At 63.6% G+C, this 22,525-nt stretch carries 23 protein-coding genes and 1 riboswitch; of the genes, 14 read left to right on the top strand and 9 right to left on the bottom strand.

Going from position 1 to position 22,525, the window contains the following annotated elements; all coding sequences use genetic code 11:
- Positions 1-39: 39 nt before the first annotated feature.
- Both ACK2VC_RS15555 and ACK2VC_RS15560 read left to right on the top strand, forming a co-directional pair.
- Positions 40-816, top strand: a complete 777-nt coding sequence (locus ACK2VC_RS15555) for an SDR family oxidoreductase (RefSeq protein ID WP_486731287.1) — start codon at positions 40-42, stop codon at positions 814-816.
- Between the two features lie 39 nt (positions 817-855).
- Entirely contained in the window at positions 856-1,296 is a 441-nt protein-coding gene (locus tag ACK2VC_RS15560; protein ID WP_486731288.1) for an acyl-CoA thioesterase, read from the top strand.
- 11 nt (positions 1,297-1,307) lie between these two features.
- On the opposite strand, the gene ACK2VC_RS15565 is transcribed toward ACK2VC_RS15560, so the two are convergent.
- Positions 1,308-1,868 (bottom strand): LuxR C-terminal-related transcriptional regulator, encoded by a 561-nt coding sequence (locus tag ACK2VC_RS15565; protein ID WP_486731289.1) that lies wholly within the window; start codon positions 1,866-1,868, stop codon positions 1,308-1,310.
- Positions 1,869-2,019: 151 nt separating this feature from the next.
- Between ACK2VC_RS15565 and ACK2VC_RS15570 the strand changes: the two genes are divergently transcribed.
- Together ACK2VC_RS15570 and ACK2VC_RS15575 are read left to right on the top strand one after the other, a co-directional pair.
- Positions 2,020-2,730, top strand: coding sequence for a CoA transferase subunit A (locus tag ACK2VC_RS15570; protein ID WP_486731290.1), 711 nt, complete (start codon positions 2,020-2,022; stop codon positions 2,728-2,730).
- Positions 2,731-2,748: 18 nt separating this feature from the next.
- Entirely contained in the window at positions 2,749-3,402 is a 654-nt protein-coding gene (locus ACK2VC_RS15575) for a CoA transferase subunit B (protein WP_486731291.1), read from the top strand.
- Between the two features lie 56 nt (positions 3,403-3,458).
- On the opposite strand, the gene ACK2VC_RS15580 is transcribed toward ACK2VC_RS15575, so the two are convergent.
- Both ACK2VC_RS15580 and ACK2VC_RS15585 read right to left on the bottom strand, forming a co-directional pair.
- A complete protein-coding gene (locus ACK2VC_RS15580) occupies positions 3,459-4,799 on the bottom strand; it encodes a PQQ-dependent sugar dehydrogenase (RefSeq protein ID WP_486731292.1) in 1,341 nt (446 codons plus the stop codon).
- Between the two features lie 361 nt (positions 4,800-5,160).
- The gene (locus ACK2VC_RS15585; protein WP_486731293.1) at positions 5,161-5,952 is read right to left on the bottom strand and encodes a 3-hydroxybutyrate dehydrogenase; all 792 of its coding nucleotides are present in this window, start codon (positions 5,950-5,952) and stop codon (positions 5,161-5,163) included.
- A 97-nt stretch (positions 5,953-6,049) separates the two neighbouring features.
- Here ACK2VC_RS15585 and ACK2VC_RS15590 point away from each other — a divergent pair, with 97 nt between their 5' ends.
- Genes ACK2VC_RS15590 through ACK2VC_RS15600 form a run of 3 tightly spaced genes read left to right on the top strand, consistent with a single transcriptional unit; the run spans position 6,050 to position 9,599 of the window.
- Positions 6,050-6,916, top strand: coding sequence for an alpha/beta fold hydrolase (locus tag ACK2VC_RS15590; protein WP_486731294.1), 867 nt, complete (start codon positions 6,050-6,052; stop codon positions 6,914-6,916).
- Between the two features lie 49 nt (positions 6,917-6,965).
- Positions 6,966-7,316, top strand: coding sequence for a RidA family protein (locus ACK2VC_RS15595; protein ID WP_486731295.1), 351 nt, complete (start codon positions 6,966-6,968; stop codon positions 7,314-7,316).
- 6 nt (positions 7,317-7,322) lie between these two features.
- The gene (locus tag ACK2VC_RS15600; protein WP_486731296.1) at positions 7,323-9,599 is read left to right on the top strand and encodes a RelA/SpoT family protein; all 2,277 of its coding nucleotides are present in this window, start codon (positions 7,323-7,325) and stop codon (positions 9,597-9,599) included.
- Between the two features lie 6 nt (positions 9,600-9,605).
- Here the strand turns inward: ACK2VC_RS15600 and ACK2VC_RS15605 are convergent, their stop codons facing one another.
- Positions 9,606-10,691, bottom strand: a complete 1,086-nt coding sequence (locus tag ACK2VC_RS15605; protein ID WP_486731297.1) for a mechanosensitive ion channel family protein — start codon at positions 10,689-10,691, stop codon at positions 9,606-9,608.
- Positions 10,692-10,904: 213 nt separating this feature from the next.
- On the opposite strand from ACK2VC_RS15605, the gene ACK2VC_RS15610 reads away from it, so the two are divergent.
- Genes ACK2VC_RS15610 through cysI form a run of 3 tightly spaced genes read left to right on the top strand, consistent with a single transcriptional unit; the run spans position 10,905 to position 14,847 of the window.
- Positions 10,905-11,261: a hypothetical protein gene (locus ACK2VC_RS15610; protein WP_486731298.1), complete on the top strand. Its 357-nt coding sequence runs from the start codon at positions 10,905-10,907 to the stop codon at positions 11,259-11,261.
- On the top strand, positions 11,227-13,077 hold the full coding sequence (locus ACK2VC_RS15615) for an assimilatory sulfite reductase (NADPH) flavoprotein subunit (protein ID WP_486731299.1): 1,851 nt from the start codon (positions 11,227-11,229) through the stop codon (positions 13,075-13,077). The genes ACK2VC_RS15610 and ACK2VC_RS15615 overlap by 35 nt, the downstream gene beginning before the upstream one ends.
- 12 nt (positions 13,078-13,089) lie before the next feature.
- Positions 13,090-14,847 (top strand): assimilatory sulfite reductase (NADPH) hemoprotein subunit, encoded by a 1,758-nt coding sequence (cysI, locus tag ACK2VC_RS15620; RefSeq protein WP_486731300.1) that lies wholly within the window; start codon positions 13,090-13,092, stop codon positions 14,845-14,847.
- Between the two features lie 126 nt (positions 14,848-14,973).
- On the opposite strand, the gene ACK2VC_RS15625 is transcribed toward cysI, so the two are convergent.
- Genes ACK2VC_RS15625 through ACK2VC_RS15645 form a run of 5 tightly spaced genes read right to left on the bottom strand, consistent with a single transcriptional unit; the run spans position 14,974 to position 18,336 of the window.
- Positions 14,974-16,071, bottom strand: coding sequence for a WD40/YVTN/BNR-like repeat-containing protein (locus tag ACK2VC_RS15625; protein ID WP_486731301.1), 1,098 nt, complete (start codon positions 16,069-16,071; stop codon positions 14,974-14,976).
- Between the two features lie 2 nt (positions 16,072-16,073).
- Positions 16,074-16,343: a MoaD/ThiS family protein gene (locus tag ACK2VC_RS15630; protein ID WP_486731302.1), complete on the bottom strand. Its 270-nt coding sequence runs from the start codon at positions 16,341-16,343 to the stop codon at positions 16,074-16,076.
- A 10-nt stretch (positions 16,344-16,353) separates the two neighbouring features.
- Positions 16,354-17,118, bottom strand: a complete 765-nt coding sequence (locus tag ACK2VC_RS15635; protein ID WP_486731303.1) for a molybdopterin-binding protein — start codon at positions 17,116-17,118, stop codon at positions 16,354-16,356.
- Positions 17,105-17,935, bottom strand: coding sequence for a cytochrome b/b6 domain-containing protein (locus ACK2VC_RS15640; RefSeq protein WP_486731304.1), 831 nt, complete (start codon positions 17,933-17,935; stop codon positions 17,105-17,107). Before ACK2VC_RS15640 ends, ACK2VC_RS15635 begins: the two co-directional genes overlap by 14 nt.
- Entirely contained in the window at positions 17,932-18,336 is a 405-nt protein-coding gene (locus tag ACK2VC_RS15645) for a hypothetical protein (protein WP_486731305.1), read from the bottom strand. Before ACK2VC_RS15645 ends, ACK2VC_RS15640 begins: the two co-directional genes overlap by 4 nt.
- Positions 18,337-18,580: 244 nt before the next feature.
- Between ACK2VC_RS15645 and ACK2VC_RS15650 the strand changes: the two genes are divergently transcribed.
- The 4 genes from ACK2VC_RS15650 to ACK2VC_RS15665 all read left to right on the top strand — a co-directional run bounded on the left by ACK2VC_RS15650 (position 18,581) and on the right by ACK2VC_RS15665 (position 22,519).
- Positions 18,581-19,606, top strand: a complete 1,026-nt coding sequence (locus tag ACK2VC_RS15650; protein ID WP_486731306.1) for a patatin-like phospholipase family protein — start codon at positions 18,581-18,583, stop codon at positions 19,604-19,606.
- Positions 19,607-19,697: 91 nt separating this feature from the next.
- Positions 19,698-19,804, top strand: a riboswitch (ZMP/ZTP riboswitch).
- 84 nt (positions 19,805-19,888) lie between these two features.
- Positions 19,889-21,133, top strand: a complete 1,245-nt coding sequence (gene glyA / locus ACK2VC_RS15655) for a serine hydroxymethyltransferase (protein ID WP_486731307.1) — start codon at positions 19,889-19,891, stop codon at positions 21,131-21,133.
- Between the two features lie 191 nt (positions 21,134-21,324).
- Positions 21,325-21,798, top strand: a complete 474-nt coding sequence (gene nrdR, locus ACK2VC_RS15660; RefSeq protein ID WP_486731308.1) for a transcriptional regulator NrdR — start codon at positions 21,325-21,327, stop codon at positions 21,796-21,798.
- A 175-nt stretch (positions 21,799-21,973) separates the two neighbouring features.
- Positions 21,974-22,519 (top strand): GspH/FimT family pseudopilin, encoded by a 546-nt coding sequence (locus tag ACK2VC_RS15665; protein WP_486731309.1) that lies wholly within the window; start codon positions 21,974-21,976, stop codon positions 22,517-22,519.
- Positions 22,520-22,525: the final 6 nt, after the last annotated feature.

The raw sequence follows: 22,525 nt of genomic DNA on the forward strand, positions 1-22,525 counted from the left end.
GAGGCTAGGCTGACTAAATGCGCACATCGGGAGAAGCTTGTGGGGATCGAATTCAACTTTCATGGAAAAATCGCGCTGATTACCGGCGCTTCCAGCGGTTTGGGCGCGCGCTTCGCGAAGACGCTGGCGCAAGCCGGAGCCCAGGTGGTGCTGGCGTCGCGCCGCACCGAGCGCCTGAAGGAGCTGCGCGCCGAGATTGAAGCCGAAGGCGGCGCCGCGCACGTGGTGGCGCTCGACGTGTCCGACTATGCCAGCATCAAGGCCGCCATTGCGCATGCAGAAACCGAGGCCGGTCCGATCGACATCCTGGTCAATAATTCCGGCGTCTCGACCACTCAGCGGCTGCTCGATGTCACGCCGGAAGACTACGCGTATGTGATGGACACCAATCTGCGCGGCGCCTTCTTCGTGGCCCAGGAAGCCGCCAAGCGTATGATCGCGCGCGCCAAGGGCGATCCCAAGAAGCAGCATCGGATCATCAACATCGCCTCGGTCGCCGGCCTGCGCGTACTGCCGCAGATCGGCATCTACTGCATCAGCAAGGCCGGCGTGGTGCACATGACGAAGGCGATGGCGGTGGAATGGGGCCGCTACGGCATCAACGTCAATGCGATCTGCCCGGGCTACATCCGGACCGAAATCAACGCCGCGCACTTCGAGACCGAGCAGGGCCAGAAACTGATCGAGATGCTGCCGCGCCGGCGCCTCGGCCAGCCGGAAGACCTGGACGGACTGCTGCTGCTGCTGGCGGCCGATGAGTCGCACTTCATCAATGGCGCCATCATGACCGCCGACGACGGCGCCAGCGCGCAATAAATGCGTTCATGGAGATTGATTTATGGAGCCTCGTAAGGCATGACAACAATTGACAAAAATCTGGTGCATATCACGCGTATGCCGATTCGCTGGGGTGATATGGATGCGATGCGGCACGTCAACAATGCCGTATATTTTCGTTACATGGAGCAAGCGCGCATTGAATGGTTCTCCAGCATTGATCTCGAGCCAGATATGTTCAGCGGCGAAGGACCGGTGGTCGTCAATGCGCATTGTTCATTCATGCGACAATTGAAGTTTCCGGGCGAAATTGAAGTGCTGACGTATGTCGGCGCGCCGGGGCGCTCCAGTTTTGAAACCGTGCACGAGATCCGGCGCGTGGACAACCCGGACCTGATCGTCGCCGAGGGCGGCGCCAAGGTGGTGTGGGTCAACTACGCCAGGGAAAAATCGGTGGCGCTGAACCCGAAGCTGCTGGCGCGCCTGACGCAGGCGCGCCTACCGCAACTGGGAGCATAAGGCGGCGCCGCCTACAGGGCCACGCCCAGCAAGCGGTGTACCAGTTCGCTGGAGGTCGCGGCCGAGAATTTGCGCATCAGCTTGGCGCGATGCATTTCCACCGTGCGCGGACTCAAGCCGATTTCGCGCGCGATCAGCTTGCTGGTTTTTCCTTCCGCCAGCAGCGCTGAAATTTCCCGTTCGCGCGGCGTCAGTTCGGCCGATACGCGCCGCTTCGCGCTCAAGTCCTCGAATACCCAGATGCCGGCGCCGTGCGGGTCGCCCGGGGTCAGCGAGCGGCCGGTGACGTGGCACCAGAACAATTCCTGATCGGCGCGTTTCATGATGCGGTCGTCCGAGTAGCAACCCTTGGCATTCATGATCGGCGTGATGCGGGCACCGGTGCGCTCGAATTCGTCCGGGGTCGGGTACAGCACCAGAAACGACTGCCCGGCCAGCGCGTCCGGCGCATAGCCGAACATCTGGTCCAGCGCGTGATTGCTGGCCTGGATGACGCGGTTCCTGGAGATGCACATGCCGACCGGAGACCGCTGGAAAATCACGTCGTAATCAATTGGCAGTACCGCGCTCATGGAAGAGTCCCCTCCATCTGATCGATTAAAATTCGTAGTTCTACGGTATTGTGCGATTCCGCATGCAGTCTTATGCTGACTGACGCAGAACGGAAAATCGCGAAGGCGTTAAGGCTTTGACGCACTACTTTACACAATAAGAGGTGTTGGTATGAAGAAAGTTTATCCGGACGCGGCGACGGCATTGGCGGATGTGGTGAAAGACGGCCAGACGATCGCGGTGGGCGGCTTTGGTTTGTGCGGGATTCCCGAGGCTCTGATCGCCGCACTGCGCGATTCGGCAGTCAAGAATCTGACCGTGATCTCGAACAATGCCGGCGTCGACGGTTTCGGCCTGGGCCAGTTGCTGGCGACGCGCCAGATCCGGAAAATGATTGCCTCGTACGTCGGCGAGAACAAGGAATTCGAGCGCCAGTTTCTGGCCGGCGAACTGGAACTGGAATTCACCCCGCAAGGCACGCTGGCGGAAAAACTGCGCGCCGGCGGCGCCGGCATCCCGGCCTTCTTCACCCGCACCGGCCTCGGCACCATCGTCGCCGAAGGCAAGGAAGTGCGCGAATTCGACGGCCACCGATACGTGATGGAGCGTTCGCTGGTATCCGACATCTCGCTGGTCAAGGCCTGGAAAGGCGATAAGGCCGGTAACCTGGTATTCAACAAGACCGCGCGCAACTTCAACCCGAACGTCGCGATGGCCGGCAAGATCACGATCGCCGAAGTGGAACAGCTGGTGGAAGTCGGTGAGCTCGACCCGGACCATGTCCATACGCCCGGCATCTTCGTGCACCGCATCGTGCAAAACGCCCACCCGGAAAAACGGATCGAGCAGCGCACCGTGCGTGCCAACCCAGGCAGCAACTAGAGAATACGGAGAACAGAGATGGCATGGACTCGTGAGCAAATGGCCGCGCGCGCGGCGCAGGAACTGCAGGACGGTTTTTACGTCAACCTCGGCATCGGCTTGCCGACCATGGTGGCCAACTATGTACCGCAGAATATCGAAGTCTGGCTGCAATCGGAAAACGGCCTGCTCGGCATCGGCCCGTTCCCGACCGAGGACGCGATCGATCCCGACCTGATCAACGCCGGCAAGCAGACCGTAACCTCATTGCCGGGCTCGTCATACTTCAGTTCGGCGGATTCGTTCGCGATGATCCGCGGCGGCAAGATCAATATCGCGATCCTGGGCGCGATGCAGGTGTCGGAACAGGGCGACCTGGCCAACTGGATGATCCCCGGCAAGATGGTCAAGGGCATGGGCGGCGCGATGGACCTGGTGGCCGGCGTCGGCCGCGTCGTGGTGCTGATGGAGCACGTGGCAAAAGCCAAGGATGGCTCGACTTCGCCCAAGATCCTGAAGCAGTGCAATCTGCCGCTGACCGGGGTCGGCGTCGTCAATCGCATCATCACCGATCTGGGCGTGATCGACGTGGTGGGCGGCCGCTTGAAGCTGGTCGAACTGGCCAGCGGCGTGACGGTGGCGGAAATCAGCGAAAAAACCGAAGCCAGCCTGGACACCAGCGCATTGCAATGAGCGCAATATGCGTGACATGAAAAACAGCGCCCCGGGCGCCGTTTTTTGTAGAAAAGCTAGTGGCTGCTCAGTTGGTAAATCGTGCCGGACAGATCGTCCGAGATATACAGTCCGTTCCGGCCATCCGGGATCACAGCGACCGGCCGGCCCCAGCGTTCCTTGCGCGCCGCATTGGTGACCCAGCCGCTGACCAGATCGACCGCGGCGCCCAGGCTGCCGTCGGGCTGGAATGGCACCAGCATGATCTGGTGGCCATTCAAGGCGCTGCAGTTCCAGCAGCCGTGCAAGGCCGTCACCAGCGCATTGCGGTAAGGCACCGGTAAACCGGACTCCCGCAGGAAACTCAGGCCGAGCGGCGCCGAATGGGGCGGCAGGCCTTTCGTCACGCGCTCGATGCCGGCGCAGTCAAGGCGGCTGCCGTCGGCGTTGAGCTCGGCGTCGCGCTGGTAGGGCATGTCGTCCAGCCCCTGGTCCGGGTCCGAATTGCAGAACGGCCAGCCGTACTGGCCGCCGTCCTTTATCTTGATCAGCAGGTCGGGCGGATGGCCATCGACGTAACGCTGCATCACCCGGCCGAAATCGTCGCGGCCGTCGCCGTCGAAATCGCGGTGCAGCGGGTAGGCGATGTTGTCGCGATTGTTGACGACCACCCACAGTTCGTCGCTACCGGGGCGAAAGCGCAGCCCCTCGATGTTGCGTACGCCGCGCGCATACAAGCGCGGGTTTTTGCCATCCTCGCTGTACACATAGAGCGCGCCGCGCACCGGATCGGCCACGGTGTCGGAGGCGCAGGCGTTGCAACTGGAGCCGATCGAGACGTACAGCTTGTCCTGGTGCAGCGTGAAGTTTTTCAGCGGGTGGTTGTAGCGGCCCTGCAGGCCCGCAGTCGAGCCATCCGGCAAGCCATCCACCACCACCTCGCTCCGGCCGAGGGCGGTGGCGCCGCTGACGTAGGCGGCGCGGATGATCCGGTTCGATTCCGACAGGTAGAGATAGGTGGTGCGGCCGATGGCATGAAAGGCCATGTCGTGTGGCATCTTCAAACCTGCGGCGAACACGAAGGTGGCGGCCGCGGTGTCGCCGCTGCCGGGGCGCAGCAGCGTTACGCGGCCTGTCGCCGGACTGGAGACCAGCAAGTCGCCGTTCGGCGCCAGCGCCATGAAGCGGGCGTCCGCTACCCGTGCCAACACACGGATCGAAAATCCCGGCGGTACCAACAGCGTGCGCGGCACGTCGAAAGGTGCGCGGTCCATGCCGGCCGGTACCTGCACCGTGACCCGGTTGGTGGCTCCAGCCGGCCCGGTACTTGCGCCGCTGGCGGGGGCCGCCACGATCGCCGCCAGCAGGTAGATGGCGCCAAGGCGGATCGCTTCTAGACAGGTTTTTGCCGCAAGCATTCGGCTCTCCGGCGCGTGGGATTGGTGCTGGTGATGGGCCGCACGGCGGCGTTTTACCGCCCGCGCCCGACTCATTCGACGGCTTGCCGCTGTCTTCGTTCCAAAGCACTTGCCTGATGGCGATCAACTCCAGTTCGCCGTGCAAAATCGGGCTGCCTTGCTGCCCGCGATGCACGATCACCGAACCGATCGGAACGCCGCCTTCGGCCAGGCGGTGTTCCACTTCGTGTTTGAAACCGCCCCATAAAAACCTAGAGTATGTGCAAAAAACTCCCGTTTTATATCCGGCTTCAGCTATCGAGTAATGGAGTATGTGAAAACAGCCGGGGCGATTACCGGGTAGTGGAGCTTGCGGTGGCCCTTACTGCGCAACCCAGCCACCGTCCATGTTCCACGCCACGCCGCGCACCTGGCTGGCGGCTTCGCTGCACAGGAAGACCGCCAGCGCACCGAGTTGATCGGGCGTGACGAATTCGCCGGACGGCTGCTTTTCGGCCAGCAGGCTTTTCTTGGCGTCGTCGTTCGACAATCCGGCCTGCGCGGCGCGGGCGTCGACCTGCTTTTGCACCAGCGGCGTCAGCACCCAGCCGGGGCAGATGGCGTTGCAGGTGACGCCGGTGGCGGCGGTTTCCAGTGCGGTGACCTTGGTCAGGCCGACGATGCCGTGCTTGGCGGCGACGTAGGCGGATTTTTGCGCCGAGCCGACCAGGCCGTGCACCGAGGCGATGTTGATGATGCGGCCCCAGTTGCGTGCCTTCATTGCCGGCAGCGCCAGGCGCGTGGTGTGGAAGGCCGAGGAGAGGTTGATGGCGATGATCGCATCCCATTTTTCGGCCGGGAAATCCTCGATGTTTGCTACGTGCTGGATGCCGGCGTTATTCACCAGCACATCGACCGCGCCGAATTTGTCGGCGGCAAATTTCATCATGGCCTCGATCTCGGCCGGCTGCGACATGTCGGCAGGGTGGTAGGCGGTCTGGACGCCGAACTGGCGTGCCGTGTCGTCTTGCAGTTTGACGATCTCGGCGGCGTCGCCGAAGCCGTTGAAGACGATATGCGCGCCTTGCGCGGCCAGCGCGTGCGCCATGCCGAGGCCGATGCCGGAGGTGGAGCCGGTGACCAGCGCGGTTTTTCCCTGCAGCGATTTTTGCATGATGTTCCTCAAGTGAATTGTCCAAAACGCCTGTCTCGGCACGATTTTAAGCGCAACGACAGTAAAATGTCGGAATCGAAGACCTAGTAAAAATACCATGACCGATCCGCGCTTCAAGCACGTGCAATGCCTTTCCCCAGCCGGCCTGCACCGCATGGTGTACAAGGAATGGGGCGATCCGCGCAACCCGAAAGTGCTGCTGTGCGTGCATGGCGTGACGCGCGTGGCCGACGATTTCGATCACCTGGCGCGCGCGCTGTGCGCCGACTATCGGGTAGTGGCGCCGTACGTGGTCGGGCGCGGCCGCTCTGACCACCTGCGCGATCCGCAGTACTACCAGGTGCCGCAATACGTCGCCGACATGGTGAGCCTGCTGGCGCGGCTGGAGGCGGAGACGGTCGACTGGTTCGGCACCTCGATGGGCGGCCTGATCGGCATCGGCATGGCCTCGCTGGCCGGCAATCCAATCCGCAAGCTGATCCTGAACGACATCGGCCCGACGCTGAACCCGGAGGCGCTGGCGCGCATCGGCGACTACATCAGCCAGCCGGTGCGCTTTGAAACCTTCCAGCAGGCGGCCGATTACGTACGCCAGATTTCGCGCACCTTCGGTCCGCACAGCGAGGCCGAATGGCGCAAGCTGGCGACCGATGTGCTGTGCCAGGACAAGGATGGCTTGTGGACCCGGAATTACGATCTGGGACTGGCGCTGCCGTTCAAGGCGATCACGCCGCAAATTGCGCAACAGGCCGAGGCCGGCCTCTGGGCCGCCTACGATGCGATCACCTGTCCGACGCTGCTGGTGCGCGGCACCGAATCGGACCTGCTGACGCCGGAGGTGGCGCAGCGCATGACCCAGCGCGGGCCGCGCGCGCAACTGGTCGAGATCGATGGCGTCGGCCACGCGCCGACCTTCGTGCATCAAGGCCAGATCGCGCTGGCCCGCCGGTTTTTGCTTGGCTGAAATTTTCAGCCTGCTTTTCAATCAATTCAGTTTACCTAGTGAGGACAGAATGGAAATCAAACGCTTGCACGTCGGAAAACGCCTGTCGGAAGTCGCCATCCACAACGGCACCGTCTACCTGGCGGGCCAGGTCGCGGAAGACGTGACGCACAACATCGAAGGCCAGACGCGCGAAGTGCTGGCGCATATCGACCGCTTGCTGCAGGAAGTCGGCAGCGACAAGACGCGCATCCTGATGTGCCAGATCTTCCTGGCCGACATCAAGGATATCGCCGGCATGAACGCGGTCTGGGACAGCTGGGTGGCGGCCGGCGACGCGCCGCCGCGCGCCACGGTGGAAGCCAAGCTGGCGAAGACCGAGTGGCTGGTTGAGATGGTGGTGACGGCGGCGCTGAAGTAAATCCGCATGGTTTCGACCGTCGCCCTGGCTGACGAGTTGGAAGCGCAACTGTGCGCCGGCCTCGCGGTCGAAGACAGTGCGCGCGTGCAGCGGGCGCTGGCCTTCGTCGCGCCGCTGTATGCCGGCCGCACGGTGTTGACCGGCCAGGATGCGCTGCGCTTTTCGCAGGCGGCGGCGGCGGTGCTGGCAATGCTGAAAACCGATGCCGACACCCGCATCGTCGGCTTGCTGTTCGAATTGCCGGCGGTGAATCCGGCAGCGGTGCCCAGGATCGAAGCTGAATTCGGCCAGGAAATCGCCGACTTCGTGGCTGGCGTGCGGCAGTTGATCCGGCTGCACGCGCAAACCTTCGGCCAGCAGCAAGGCACGGCGCGCGGCAAGAATTCCGCCCAGGAAGCCGGCGCCCAGGTCGAGACGCTGCGCAAGATGCTGCTGGCGATGGCTTCCGACATGCGGGTGGTGCTGGTACGGCTGGCCTCGCGCGTGACCACGCTGCGCTACTTCAGCGAACAGAAACTGGAAAACGCCGACACCCGGCGCTATGCGCGCGAAACCTTCGACCTGTACGCGCCGCTGGCCAATCGCCTGGGCGTCTGGCAATTGAAATGGGAACTGGAAGACCTGTCGTTCCGCTTCCTCGAGCCGGCCGCTTACAAGCGCATCGCCAGGATGCTGGAAGAAAAGCGCATCGAGCGCGAAGGCTTCGTCGCCGCCGCGATCGACCGCCTGCGCGCGGAACTGGCGGCGGCCGGCGTGCAGGCCGAAGTCTCGGGCCGGCCCAAGCACATCTACAGCATCTGGAACAAGATGCGCGGCAAGGAGCTGGATTTCTCCGAGCTGTACGATGTGCGCGCGTTTCGCGTCATCGTCGACGACGTCAAGGCGTGCTACACGGCGCTGGGCATCGTGCACCACATCTGGACCCCGGTGCCGAGTGAATTTGACGACTACATTTCGCGCCCCAAGCCGAACGGTTACCAGTCGTTGCACACGGTGGTGCTGGCCGAGGACGGGCGCCCGCTGGAAGTGCAGTTGCGCACCCGCGACATGCACTATTTCGCCGAATACGGCGTGGCCGCGCACTGGCGCTACAAGGAAAGCGGCGGCTCCAACTTCGCGGCGCAGAAATACGACGAAAAGATTGCCTGGCTGCGGCAATTGCTGGCCTGGAAGACCGAGGTTGCCGAATCGGTGGTCGGCGGTGAAGATAATCGTCGCGACTGGGTCGAGCAACTCAAGTCGGCGGCGCTGGACGACCGCATCTACGTGCTGACGCCGCAGGCGCGCGTGATCGAGTTGCCGAGCGGGGCGACACCGATCGACTTCGCCTACCACCTGCACAGCGAGGTCGGGCATCGTTGCCGCGGCGCCCGTGTCGATGGCGTAATGGTGCCCTTGAATACGCCACTGAAGAACGGCCAGACGGTGGAAATCATCACCGTGCGCGCCGGCTCCGGCGGCGTGCCGGGCGCGGCCGGGCCGTCGCGCGACTGGCTCTCCCCCGGTTATGCGGTCAGCAACCGCACGCGGGCCAAGGTGCGCGCCTGGTTCAACGCCATCGAGCAGCAGGAAACCCTGGCCCACGGCCGCGCGCTGGTCGAAAAGACGTTGCAGCGTGAGGGCAAGACGGCGGTCAACCTGGAAGACCTGGCGCGCAAGCTCGATTTTGCCAAGCCGGACGATCTATTCCTCGCCGTCGGCAAGGATACGTTCAGCCTGCGCCAGGTGGAGCAGGCTCTGCATGGCGGCGAGGCAGAAAAAGCCGCGCCCGCCACCGTCGAAGAAGCGGAAGCCGCGATCACACGCAAGAGCCGCGCCTCGAGCGTGATCCACGGCGCCCGCTCGGGCGTGCTGGTGGTCGGTACCGACGGCTTGCTGACGCAACTGGCGAAATGCTGCAAACCGGCGCCGCCGGATGCGATCGTCGGCTTCGTCACGCGCGGCAAGGGGGTGTCGATCCATCGCGCCAACTGCAAGAACTTCGCCGAGATGCAGCGCCATGCGCCCGAGCGCATAATCCAGACCACCTGGGGCAAGCCGGGCGGCGACACCGTGTATCCGGTCGACATCTTCGTGCTGGCCAACGACCGCCAGGGATTGCTGCGCGACATTTCCGACGTGCTGCTGCGCGAGAAAATCAACGTGATCGGCGTCAGCACGCAAAGCGCAAGGGGCCAGGCACGCATGGCATTTACCGCCGAAATCGCCGCCACCGAGCAACTGCAAAAGGCGCTCACGGTGATTCGCGAAGTGCCCGGCGTGCTGGAGGCGCGCCGGCATTGAATCGGCTCAGTCGGGCGGCTCGGCCGCCTGGCTTGCTTCGCTTGCCTCGCCGGCCATCTGCACGGTGCGCACCGGATAGCCGAAACGGATCTGGCGTGCGGCGCAGGCGCGCATCAACTCCAGGTTGATGCGCTGCTGGATATCCATGTAGAGCGCATAGTCGGGCTTGAGCACGTGGTACACCACTTCGTATTCCAGCGCGCTTTCTCCGAAGCCCTTGAAGTGGGCGCGATCGAAGCGCGCATGCTCGATGGCGCCGACGATCTCGGCCACCAGTTGCGGCAATGCGGCCAGTTGTTCGACCGGCGTCTGGTAGGCGACGCGAAAGCCGAACGCAACCCGCCGCTGCTGCATCGGGCGGCTGTTGTGCACGATCTGCTTCAGCAGTTCGGTATTGGAAATGATCACCATCTCGCCGCCCTGCGCCTGGATGCGCGTGGTCTTGATGCCGACCCGGATCACGGTGCCGGAGATGGCGCCGAACGAGATCGAATCGCCGACCACGAACGGTTTGTCGAACGCGATCGCCAGCGATGCGAACAGGTCGGAGAGGATGGTCTGCAAGGCCAGCGCCACCGCGATGCCGCCAATCCCGAGGCTGGCCACCAGCGCCGTGACATTGATGCCGAGATTGGCCAGCACCGCCAGGATCACGGTCAGCCACATGACGAAGCGCATCAGCAGCGCCATCGTGGTGGTAGTGGCACGGTTGCGCAGGTCGGTGCCGGCGCGCGCCTGGTACTGGTGCATCCAGGCAATGATGGCGCGGTTCAGCCACAGCGCCACCTGCAAGCCGATCACGATCACCCAGCCGTGCGCCAGCCAGGTCTCCCGTATCGGCGGCAACTCGACCGCGCTCAAGCCGGCCAGCAGCGCCACCAGCAGCATCAGCACCTGGCTGGTATGCCCCAGCGCTTCGCCGACGATGGTACCAGCCAGGCCGTCGGTCCTGCGCGCCAGCGCGCGAAAACGCGCGGCGATGAAGCCGACCACGGTGCGCAAGACGAGATAGGTGACCAGAGCCACCGCGATCGCGACCACCCAGCTTTCGGGCGGGATTTCCAGCAGGCGTTTCCAGGTTGAGAACGGCATCGTGGCGCTTTTCCTTTCAGGGGTGAGGCAGTCCGGCGCTACCGGCGACCGCTTGCTGCAACTTCATATACTCATCGATACGGCCCCGCGTTCCGTACATGAATGAATGGAGGAATCCATATACTCCGTCGGATACAGGAGTTGGCCATTGTATCCGTATTTTATCGGATGCCGGTTGCGCTATCCTTCACACGGCCGCCCGGGGCGGGCGCCATGCGACTGCCTGACGCGGTCGCCGCTCCAGGCTTGCCACTCTTGGGCAACAAGCTTGTGAAGTTCCCGCTAGCACTGGCACGTCGGGCCATCGGAGCCATTGCACAAGGCAAGCCGGGCATGGCGACCGGGAAAGTCGGAGCCGGAATTTCCGTGGTGCGGCCGGTGCCGCTACGCAATGCCCCGCCATGCATAAGGACAAAACAAATAAATCGTTTGTTTTTACAGGCTTCACTTTTACAGTTTCCTTCCCGATCCACCCGGCGGGTGGGGCATGGCGATCCGGTGGCCGGATCAATCGAAGAGGAATACGAATATGGACATGATGCCTCCTGCGCTGCCTGGCACCGGCATTGACGACTCCCAGCGCGAATTGCTGCGTTCGCTCGGTCGCTCGCTCTCCGTTGAGCAGGCGTTCTGGATCAGCGGCTATTTTGCCGGTGTGGCTGAAGCGCGTGGCAACTTCCAGGCGGTGGCAGCGGTTGCGGCGGCGGCGAGCGCGCCGGCCGGCCAGGCTTCCCAGGCGGCGGCCACGATCAAGATTCTGTATGCCAGCGAAACCGGCAACGCGGCGGAACTGGCGCGCCAGCTTGCCGGCCGTGCACAGCAGGCCGGCATCGCGGCGCAGGCGGAGGATTTGGCGCGCTACAAGCCGCGCGCGCTGAAGGATGAGGAAACGGTGCTGTTCGTCGCCAGCACCCATGGCGAAGGCGAGCCGCCCGAGCCGGCGCTGCCGTTCTTCGAATTCCTGGCCGGACGCAAGGCGCCGGCGCTGCCGCAATTGCGCTTCGCGGTGCTGGGGCTGGGCGATTCGACCTATGAATTTTTCTGCCAGGCCGGCAAAACACTGGACCGCCGCCTGGAAGAACTGGGCGCGCAACGCCTGTTTGCGCGCTGCGATTGCGACGTCGATTACGAGGCCGATGCCGGCCGCTGGATCGATTCGGTGCTGGAGCAGATCCAGGCGGCAGTGCCGGCCGGGGCACATGGTGCGCATGCCGCCTCCGGGCTGGCCGCCGTGCGCCCGGCGCCGCAGCCGCCAGCGGCCACTCCGTACAGCAAGAACAACCCGTTCCTGGCGCAGGTGGTGGAAAACATCCGCATCACCGGCCGCGGCTCGTCGAAGGATACGCGCCACATCGAGCTGGCGCTGGACGGCTCGGACCTGATCCATGTGCCGGGCGATGCCTTGGGCGTGGTGCCGCAAAACGATCCGGCGCTGGTGGACGAACTGCTGGCGCTGTTCGGCTGGTCCGGCTCGGAACCGGTGGCCGGGCGCAACGGCGAACTGGAAATCCGGCGTGCGCTGCAATCCGAATTCGAAATCACCGCCGTCACCCCGCGCTTCATCGAGAAATGGGCCGAGCTGTCGGGCGACAACGAGCTGGCCGCGCAACTGGCGCAAAAGAGCGGAGCCGAACGGGCCGCTTTCCTGGAAGCGACCCATATCATCGACCTGCTCAAGGCGCGCCCGGTGCCCGGCATCGCGCCGCGCGATTTCGTCGCCGCGCTGCGCGGCCTGCAGCCGCGGCTGTACTCGATCGCCTCGGCCGCCGAACTGGCGCCGGGCGAGGTGCACCTGTGCGTGGCGCCGGTGCGCTACCGGCTGCGCCAGCGCGAGCGCCATGGCGTCGCCTCGGTGCATCTGGCGGATCGCCTGCAAAGCGGCGACAGCGTGCCGATCTACCTGCAGCGCAACGAGCATTTCCGCCTACCGTCGGACCAGAATGCGCCGGTGATCATGATCGGCGCCGGTACCGGCGTCGCGCCGTACCGCGCCTTCCTGCAGCAGCGCGAGGCGCTGGCGGCGCCGGGCCGCAACTGGCTGTTTTTCGGCGACCGAAATTTCCGCACCGACTTCCTGTACCAGGCCGAGTGGCAGGAATGGAGGCGCAGCGGCCTGTTGTCGCGCGCCGACGTCGCCTTCTCGCGCGACCAGCAGCAGAAGGTGTATGTCCAGCACAAGCTGCGCGAGCGCGGCGCCGAATTGTTCGACTGGATTGCCGACGGCGCCTACATCTACGTCTGCGGCGACGCCGAACAGATGGCGCCGGACGTGCAGGGCGCGCTGTTGGCGGTGATCGAGGAGCAGCGCGGCCGCGGCGCCGACGATGCGCAGGAATTCCTGCGCGAGCTGCAGGCGGCCGGGCGCTATCAAAAAGACGTGTACTGAAACTGGAAGCCCATGGAAAACCAAATCATCGAAACCGATCGCAGCGCCGACCGCAGTGCTGACCGCAGTGCTGACATCTCGCAGCCGCTGGAAAAACTCTCCGCCGACGAGCGCCTGAAGGCCGCCAGCAATTATCTGCGCGGCACCATCGTCGAAAGCCTGCGCGACACGGTGACCGGCGCGGTGACCGAAACCGACACCAAGCTGATGAAGTTCCACGGCATCTATCAACAGGACGACCGCGACCTGCGCGACGAGCGGCGGCGCCAGAAGCTGGAGCCGGCCTACCAGTTCATGATCCGCGTGCGGCTGGCGGGCGGCGTCTGCTCGCCGCAGCAATGGCTGAAATTGTCGGAACTGGCGCTGGCCTACGGCACGCCGTCGCTGCGGCTGACCACGCGCCAGACCTTCCAGTTTCATGGTGTACTGAAGCACAACGTCAAGCACACGCTGCAGGGCTTGCACGAGGTATTGCTGGATACCATCGCCGCCTGCGGCGACGATGCGCGCGGCGTGATGTCGTCGGTTAATCCGCATCTGTCGGCCCTGCATCGGGAAGTGCTGGAGCTGGCGCGCGCCACCTCGAACCACGTGATCCCGCAGCAGCGCGGCTACCACGAAATCTGGCTCGATGGTGAGAAATACATTTCCTCCGAGCCGGAAGAGCCGGTGTACGGTCCCACTTATCTGCCGCGCAAGTTCAAGTTCGGCTTTGCGATTCCGCCGCAAAACGACATCGACGTGTATAGCCAGGATGTCGGTTTCATCGCGATTGCCGAGGGAGAAAGCCTGCGCGGCTTCAACATCACCGTCGGTGGCGGCATGGGGCGTACCGACCGCGCGCCGGAAACCTATCCGCGGCTGGGCGACGTGATCGGCTATATCCCGAAGGAACGGCTGCTGGATTGCGCGATGGCCATCCTGACCATCCAGCGCGACTACGGCAACCGCGCCAACCGCGCGCGCGCGCGCTTCAAATACACGGTCGACGACAAGGGCTTGCCGTGGCTGAAAAACGAACTGGAACAGCGGCTCGGCCTGGCACTGGAAGCGCCGCGCGCTTTCGCCTTCAGCAGCAACGCCGACCAGTATGGCTGGATCAAGGGTTCGGACGGCCAGTGGCATTACACGCTGTTCATCGAAAACGGCCGCGTCGTTGATCGCGGCAATCTGCGGCTGATGAGCGGCCTGCAGGAAGTGGCGCGTATCCATCACGGCGAATTCCGCGTCACGCCGAACCAGAACCTGATCATCGCGAATGTCGCCGCCAAGGACAAGAAACAGGTCGAGCGCGTGCTGGCGGTGCATGGGCTGGGCGATTCGAACCAGGCTAGCACGCTGCGCCTGAATTCGATGTCCTGCGTCGGCCTGCCGACCTGCGGGCTGGCGATGGCCGAGAGCGAGCGCTATCTGCCGGAGCTGATCGGCAAGATCGAGCCAATCCTGGCCCAGCATGGTCTGGCGGATGAGCCGATCACCTTGCGCATGACCGGCTGCCCGAATGGCTGCGCGCGGCCCTATATTTCGGAGATCGCGTTCACCGGCCGCGCTCCCGGCAAGTACAACATGTACTTGGGCGGCGGCCATCACGGCCAGCGGCTGAACCGGCTCTATCTTGAAAACATCGGCGAGGAGCGCATCCTGCAGGAACTCGACGCGCTGTTCGGGCGTTTTGCCGCCGACCGCACGCCGGCCGAGCACTTTGGCGACTTCGTGATTCGCGCCGGCATCGTGCGGCCGGTCCTGCATGGCAAGGATTCCAACGATTGATACCGATTCGAAATCAAAGCGATCACGGTGTTGCTTCGGCTTGCGGTGCCGCAGCACTGTCTGCGGCTTCGCGCCTTGTGCCGACCTGGATCGCGAACCGGTATGGCCTGTTGACAAGCGGCAGGTTCAGGAAAACCGCAGCGCATAAATCGGCGGCAGCCTGGTTGTGACCTCCTGCCATACGTCGCCGCCGTTTTCCGAAACCCACAGGCCGCCGGTGGTCGATCCCATCGCCAGCGTCCGGCCGTCGTCCGTCACCGCCAGGCCGTGGCGGTAGACCAGGTCATAGCAATTCCGTTGCGGCAAACCGACGCGCAAGGTGTCGAACGACTGGCCAGCGTCGCGCGTGCGGCTGACCGCCAGTGCGGCGCCGACCGGGATGCGCTGCTGGTCGGCGACCGCCGGCACGAACCAGGCGGTATCGGGGTCTTGCGGATGGGCGGCGACCGCGAAGCCGAAGTCCGACACCGGCCCGGCGCTGCCTTGTCCCATCCGTCGCCAGTAGGTGCCGCCATCCGCCGAGCGCCAGATACCGTTGTGGTGCTGCGCCCACAGCACGTCCGGCGCCGCCCCGCACTGCGCGATCAGGTGCGGGTCCTGGATCGCCGGGTCTTCGGCGCGCTCGGGCGGCATGTAGTCGGCGCGCATGCCTGCCGAGCGCGTGCTCCAGCTGTCGCCGCCGTCGCGCGTGGCCCAGGCGCCACCACACGAGATGCCGACCAGTACGCAGCGGCTGTCGCGCGGGTCGACGCAGATCGAGTGGATGCCCGGCACATCGTAGCCGCCGCCGAACCACTCTTTGCGCGGCGGCGCGTCCCATAACGATCGCACCAGTTGCCACGAATTGCCGCGATCGGGCGAGCAGAACAGGCCGCCGGGCAGCGTGCCGGCCCACAGCACGCCGGGCTGGTCGGCACCGCCGGCGGCCAGCGACCAGATCATTGCCAGCTTCCAGGGCGCCTCATCCTTGCACTCTTCCGGCTGCGGCGGATAGCTTGGCGTGGCGATTTCGCTCCAGGCGTCGGTCCCGTGCTCGCGGCGATGCAGCTTGACGCCGAAATGGCCCAGGTTGAGCGCCGCATACAGCGTGCCGTCGCGCCGATCGGACAGCACCATCGTCACCGGCTCGCCGAGGAAGCCGGATTCCTTTAGCGACCAAGCGCGATTGCGGCGAGTCAGTTCGAACAAGCCCTTGCGGGTCGCAATCAAGACTTCGTTTTGCATCGTCAACCTCCGGACAGGGCTTGCAGCACATAAATGGCGCTGTTTTCCGACAGCGCGTCGTCGAGGTGAGCGCGGTCGCGCACGCGCAAGCCATCGATATAGATCATGACGTTAGTGCGCAAATGGCCCTGGTCGTCCAGCACGTAGCCGCGCAGGCGCGGATTGAGCGCGAATGCGGCTTCCAGCACTGCGCGCAAGGTGGCTGCCGAAGTATCGATTTCAGGCGCCTCGGTGAAACGGCGCAACTGCTGCGTAAAGATCAGCTTCGGCATGACGTATGCCTCAAATGCCGGCGTGCCACTCGTAACCCTGGTCTTCCCAGTAACCTCCCTTGCCGCCGCCGATGTGGCGGAAGCTGGCGACCAGTTCGATCGCCATCACGTACTTGGCCATTTTGTAGCCGAGCTGGCGTTCGACCCGCAGCCGGATCGGCGCGCCGTTGGCGATCGGCAGCGGGTGGTCGTTCAATTCGTAGGCGAGCAGGGTTTGCGGGTGGAGTGCATCTTCCAGGTCGATGCTCTCGTAATACAGCGTGCCGTCTTCGTCCATCGGATCGGCGCAATGAAACATCAGATAGCGCGCCGCCGGTTGCGGGCCGACGCGTTGCAGCAGGGCACCGAGCCGGACGCCTTTCCATTTGCCGATCGCGCTCCAGCCTTCGACGCAATCGTGGCGAGTGATCTGGGTGCGGGCAGGCAGTTGCCGCAGTTCAGCCAGCGACAGGCTGGCGGGCCGCTCGACCAGCCCCGCAACCTGCAGCCGGTAAGCGCGAAAGCCGGCGGCGGCCAGCGCCTGGTACTGCGGACTTTCCGGATTGGCGGTGCCGTTGCTGCGAAAGCTGGGCGACAGCTCGGCCTCGCTGAATTCCTGCGCCATCGAGGTGCGTGAGGTCACCAGGTGCTGGGTGGCGCGGCTCAGCCGTTCGCCGCTTTCCAGCATGCGCGGGAACCAGGCCGAGCTCGACAGGCGGTCGCAGCCGGCCAAAAGCGCCGCGCCGGCGGCCAGCGTGCGCGCGACGAAGCGCCGGCGGGGTTCATTCGGTGCCATGGCTGTCTTTCGCGGCGGGAATCCGGTAGCGCCCGGAGATCATCGAGCGCAGATTGTTCCAGAAGCCGCTGACGACCACTTCAAACACGTGGATCAGGACGAATCCGACCAGCGCCCAGGCCAGCACGAAATGCAGCGTGCGCGCCGACTGGCGGCCGCCAACCCAGCCGACCCAGCCTGGAATCACGGTGTCGAGCCACGGCGACATGGCCCAGCCCATCAAAACGATCAGCGGCAGCAGGCCGAAAATGACGATCATATAGGCCAGCTTCTGCAGCACGTTGTAGCGCTTCGCCGCCTCGCCTTGCGGATGGCGCAGCAGCAGATGGTCTTGCAGCGAGCGTCCGACCGAGCGCCAGTCGAAGGCCGTCGGCGCCAGGTCGCGCGCCAGATGTCCGCTGAACACCGTGTACGCAAGATAGGCGCAACCGTTAATGACGAATACCCAGGCAAAAAACAGGTGCCAGCGCCGCCCCATCGCCAGCCACTGGGGACCGGGAATCGTGGCCCAGGATGGGAAACCGCGCGCCTCCAGTGCGCCATCCGGATTGGTCGAGATGCCGAGCACGCCAGTGGTGGTGAATTCATGTCCCAGAACCCTGGTCACCCCGACCACCTGACCGTCCGCTTCTTGCCGCGCGGTCAGTTGCAGCAGCGGCGGCCGGCCCGAGTAGGACGACTGACCCCAATACAGGGCAGGGTAGGCATTGAAGATTTGCAAGCCGCTCATCAGCAGCATGAAAAACGCCAGCACGTTGATCCAGTGCATGATTCGCACCGGCAAACGGTGCCGGTAATACACCGGGTCCGGAATCATTTTTTCATCGTGTCATCATCCTTCTTCATCGTGTCGCCATCCTTCTTCATCGCGTCGTCCTGCTTCATCGCGTCATCTTTTTTCATCCTTTCCTCGCCGGATTTGGCTTTTTTGGCCTTCGATTTCTTCATCTTGTCCTTGTCCTTGTCCTGCTTCATGTTGTCCTTCTGCATTTCATCCTGCTGGGTCATCGTTCCCTGGCCCTGCATCCCGCTATTTGGGGTGGTGTACTGGGCGTGGGCGGGGAGGGCAGTGAGGGCAGTAAAGCCTATCGCCGTCATCAAGGCGGCATACAGTTTGTTCATTATTTGCTCCATCAGTGAGGGTTGTTCGAGGCCGTTCCATTCATGCGGGGGCCAAATGTAGCCGTGACTTGATTCTGTACCGCCGACTCGGTCCATGCTTGATCGATCTCAAGCCGATCCCGCATTGGCAATGCCGCCGATCAATACGTTCCGTCGATTTCTTTTCACCGCCTAAATGTTCCGAACCGGCGCGCCATGAGAGCCGTCGCATGCGGCAGGAAGTCGCCGCCGGTGTTATGCTGCAGTGCACAAAACATGCTGCGCCTACCACCTTGCAAGAACATGTGGCGACCCGCCCGGTTGCCGCCCGCCGGCGCGTAGCACGGAATAGGAGCGAGCCATGTTTTTCGGAAAACCAGCCGAACGATCGATCAACCTTGCCCTGCAAGGCGGTGGCGCCCATGGCGCATTCACCTGGGGCGTGCTGGATGGCCTGCTGGAAGACGGGCGGGTGGAATTCGACGGCGTCAGCGGCACCAGCGCTGGTGCCATGAATGCGGTGATCCTGGCGCACGGTTTGGCTGCCGGCGGCCGCGACGGCGCGCGTGCGGCGCTGGAGAAGTTCTGGAGCGCGGTCGCGCGCAGCGTGCCGTTCGATATCGCGCAGCCGTTGGCGGATGGGCAGAACGTCGCCCTGATGCCGGGGCTAAAGGCCATGCTGGAATGGGCCCGCTATTTTTCGCCGGACCAGTTGAACCCGTTCGACTTGAATCCGCTGCGCGACATCCTGGCCGGGCAGGTCGACTTCGAGCGTGTGCGCCGGCAAAGCAGGGTAAAACTGTTTGTCGCCGCCACCAACGCCAACTCCGGCAAGCTGCGGCTGTTCCGTGCGCCGGAGATGAGCGTCGACGTGCTGCTGGCTTCGGCCTGCCTGCCGATGATGAACCGCAGCGTTGAGATCGACGGCGAACCCTACTGGGACGGCGCTTACTCCGCCAACCCGGCGGTGTTTCCGCTGTTCCATGAATGCATCTCGCGCGACATCCTGCTGGTGCTGCTGGCGCCGCTGATGCACAAGGAAACGCCGCGCAGCGCGCATGAAATCAAGAGCCGCGTGCTGGAGTTGGCGTTCAATTCGACCTTCCTGCGCGAAATGCGCATGTTTGCCCATCTGCGCGAATCCGTGGATCGTTCGCGCTGGCGCCTGGGGCGCATCGAGCACCGCCTGGCCTGCGCCAATTTCCACCTGATCGAAGCGGAGCAGGCGATGAGCGAGCTGGCGGCGGAAACCAAGCTCGCTGCCAGCGAGCGATTTTTTGAAATGTTGCGGGATCGGGGCCGGGCCCGGGCCGCGGCGTGGCTGGCGCAGCACCATGTCCACATCGGCCGGCGCTCGACTGTGGATTTGACGCAACTGTTCGGTTGATTTCGGTCGATCCCAGCCGCTTTCCGCTTCCCCGGAAAAAGGGGGGCTTCTTGCCGAAATCCGTGCCTTCCCCTACAATGCGCGAACCATTCTCGTCTCACGTGACTGGCGAAAAGCCGGGATTTTCAGCATCCGGCACAAGGTGGGCACCCACCGGGAAGCGTGAGATTTCATCAGCCGTGCGCCTGGGTAGCCAAGATGGTAAAAGGTTTGAGGCTGCCCGCAATTCCCTTACATTTGGCCCTCATTCGATCCGGATCACCACCATCGATAGGAAAATTCATGTTTACCAAAAACCACACCGTCGCCAACGTCGACCCCGAAGTCTGGGCCGCGATCCAGCAGGAAAACGCCCGCCAGCAATCGCATATCGAGCTGATTGCCTCGGAAAACTACACCTCGCCCGCCGTGATGGAAGCACAAGGCTCGCAGCTGACCAATAAATACGCCGAGGGCTATCCCGGCAAGCGCTACTACGGCGGCTGCGAATACGTCGATATCGTCGAACAACTGGCGATCGACCGCGTCAAGCAGTTGTACGGCGCCGAAGCCGCCAACGTGCAGCCGAATTCCGGCTCGCAAGCCAACCAGGGCGTGTTCTTCGCGGTCCTGAAACCGGGCGACACCATCATGGGCATGTCGCTGGCCGAGGGTGGCCACCTGACGCACGGCATGTCGCTCAATATGTCCGGCAAATGGTTCAACGTGGTTTCCTATGGCCTGAACGAGCAGGAAGAAATCGACTACGACGCGATGGAGCGCCTGGCGCACGAGAAGAAGCCGAAGCTGATCATCGCCGGCGCCTCGGCCTATGCGCTGCGGATCGATTTCGAGCGCTTCGCCAAGGTCGCCAAGGATGTCGGCGCCTATTTCATGGTCGACATGGCGCACTATGCCGGCCCGATCGCCGGCGGTGTCTATCCGAACCCGGTGCCGTTCGCCGATTTCGTCACCACCACGACCCACAAATCGCTGCGCGGGCCGCGCGGCGGCGTCATCCTGATGAAAGCCGAGCACGAAAAAATCATCAATTCGGCGATCTTCCCCGGCATCCAGGGCGGCCCGCTGATGCACGTCATCGCCGGCAAGGCGGTCGCGTTCAAGGAAGCACTGAGCCCGGAATTCAAGGCGCTGCAGGTGCAGGTGCTGAAGAATGCCGACACGCTGGCCAAAACGCTGGTCGCGCGCGGCCTGCGGATCGTCTCCGGCCGCACCGAAAGCCACGTGATGCTGGTCGACTTGCGCGCCAAGAACATCACCGGCAAGGAAGCCGAGACCATCTTGAACAGCGCGCACCTGACCTGCAACAAGAATGCGATCCCGAACGACCCGGAAAAACCGTCGATCTCCAGCGGCATCCGCCTCGGCTCGCCGGCGATGACCACGCGCGGCTTCAAGGAAGCGGAAGCGGCCAAGGTCGGCAACCTGATCGCCGACGTGCTCGACGCACCGCACGATGCGGCCAACATCGAGCGGGTCAGGGCGGAAGTGAAAAAACTGACAGACGCGTTCCCGGTATATGCCTGACGCAGAAAATATTTTTCACTAGCACTCGGAGTATATGGTTTAAACGTCCATTTCATCCGTGGATTTGCATTGTGCGTGATGGAGTATATGGACGGGCAGCAAGCACAAGATGATCAGCGCAGTGACGCCGGCCGGATCAGGCCGGCGTCACTGCATCCGAATCAAAGTATTTTTGATCTGCGCCCATCATCATGAAATGTCCGTTCTGCCACCACGACGACACCCAGGTCCTGGATACCCGCGTCTCGGAAGAGGGCGACACCATCCGCCGCCGGCGGCGCTGCGCGGCCTGCGACAAGCGCTTCACCACCTATGAGCGGATCGAGCTCAACCTGCCGGTGATCGTCAAGAAAAATGGCAGCCGGGTCGAATTCGATCCGGCCAAGCTGCGCGCCAGCCTGATGCTGGCGCTGCGCAAGCGGCCGGTCTCGGCCGAAGCGGTGGATGCGGCGATCCAGCACATCAAGGAAAAGCTGCTTTCCAGCGGCCAGCGCGAAATTCTCTCCGGCCAGGTCGGAGAACTGGTCATGCGCGAATTGAAGCGACTCGACAAGATCGCCTACATCCGCTTTGCCTCGGTCTACAAGAGCTTCGAGGATGTGACCGAGTTCCAGGAGGCGGTGGCGGAAATCGACCGCGAGCACGGCGGTACCTCGGCAAAGTAAACTTTCGCACGCATGGCGGTCTGGCGGCCAGGAAGCTCGCGCTCAGCGCCGCCGCTCATCCCCCGCAAGCGCCCTTTTGTCGCCCGACCCTTGGCGGTTTGTTGACAAATAATTACGCTGCCGCTGAATTCGATGTGTCTTAAGGGCAACAAGAATGAGGCAAGGGCGAATTTCCATGTGCAAACAAGGTCAGCGCGGCCGCGGCTTTACCGTGATCGAGTTGATGATCACGCTCGTGATCGCCGGCATCTTGCTGAGCATCGGCGTGCCCTCCATGCGCGACATGATGATCGAGAACCGCCTGACGGCGAATGTGAATGAATTCATTGCGGCGGCCACGTTCGCGCGCTCGGAAGCGATCAAGCGCGGTCGTCCGGTCACGCTGTGCCGCAGCGTCAAGGCCGAAGCCGGCACCGATAAATGCATCACCACCGCCAGCGGCGATTACGACAGCAGCGACTGGGGTTCCGGCTGGATCGTCATCGTGCCCGATGAAAAGCTGGTGCTGCTGCGCCAAGGCGCGCTGCCAGCCAAGATCTACGCCGCCGCCAAGCCGACCTCGCTGAAATCGATCACCTACAACGGTTCCGGTGGCCCGGTCGGAGCATTGGCCGGAGCCAGGCTCATATTCAGTTACGACGGCCAGTTCGATCGCACTGTCTGCATTGCGCGTACCGGGCGCATCCGGGTGATTCGCGACGCCGTGACTTGCCCCAGCTAGCGGTGA

It is taken from the genome of Herbaspirillum sp. WTB6 (assembly GCF_057457785.1).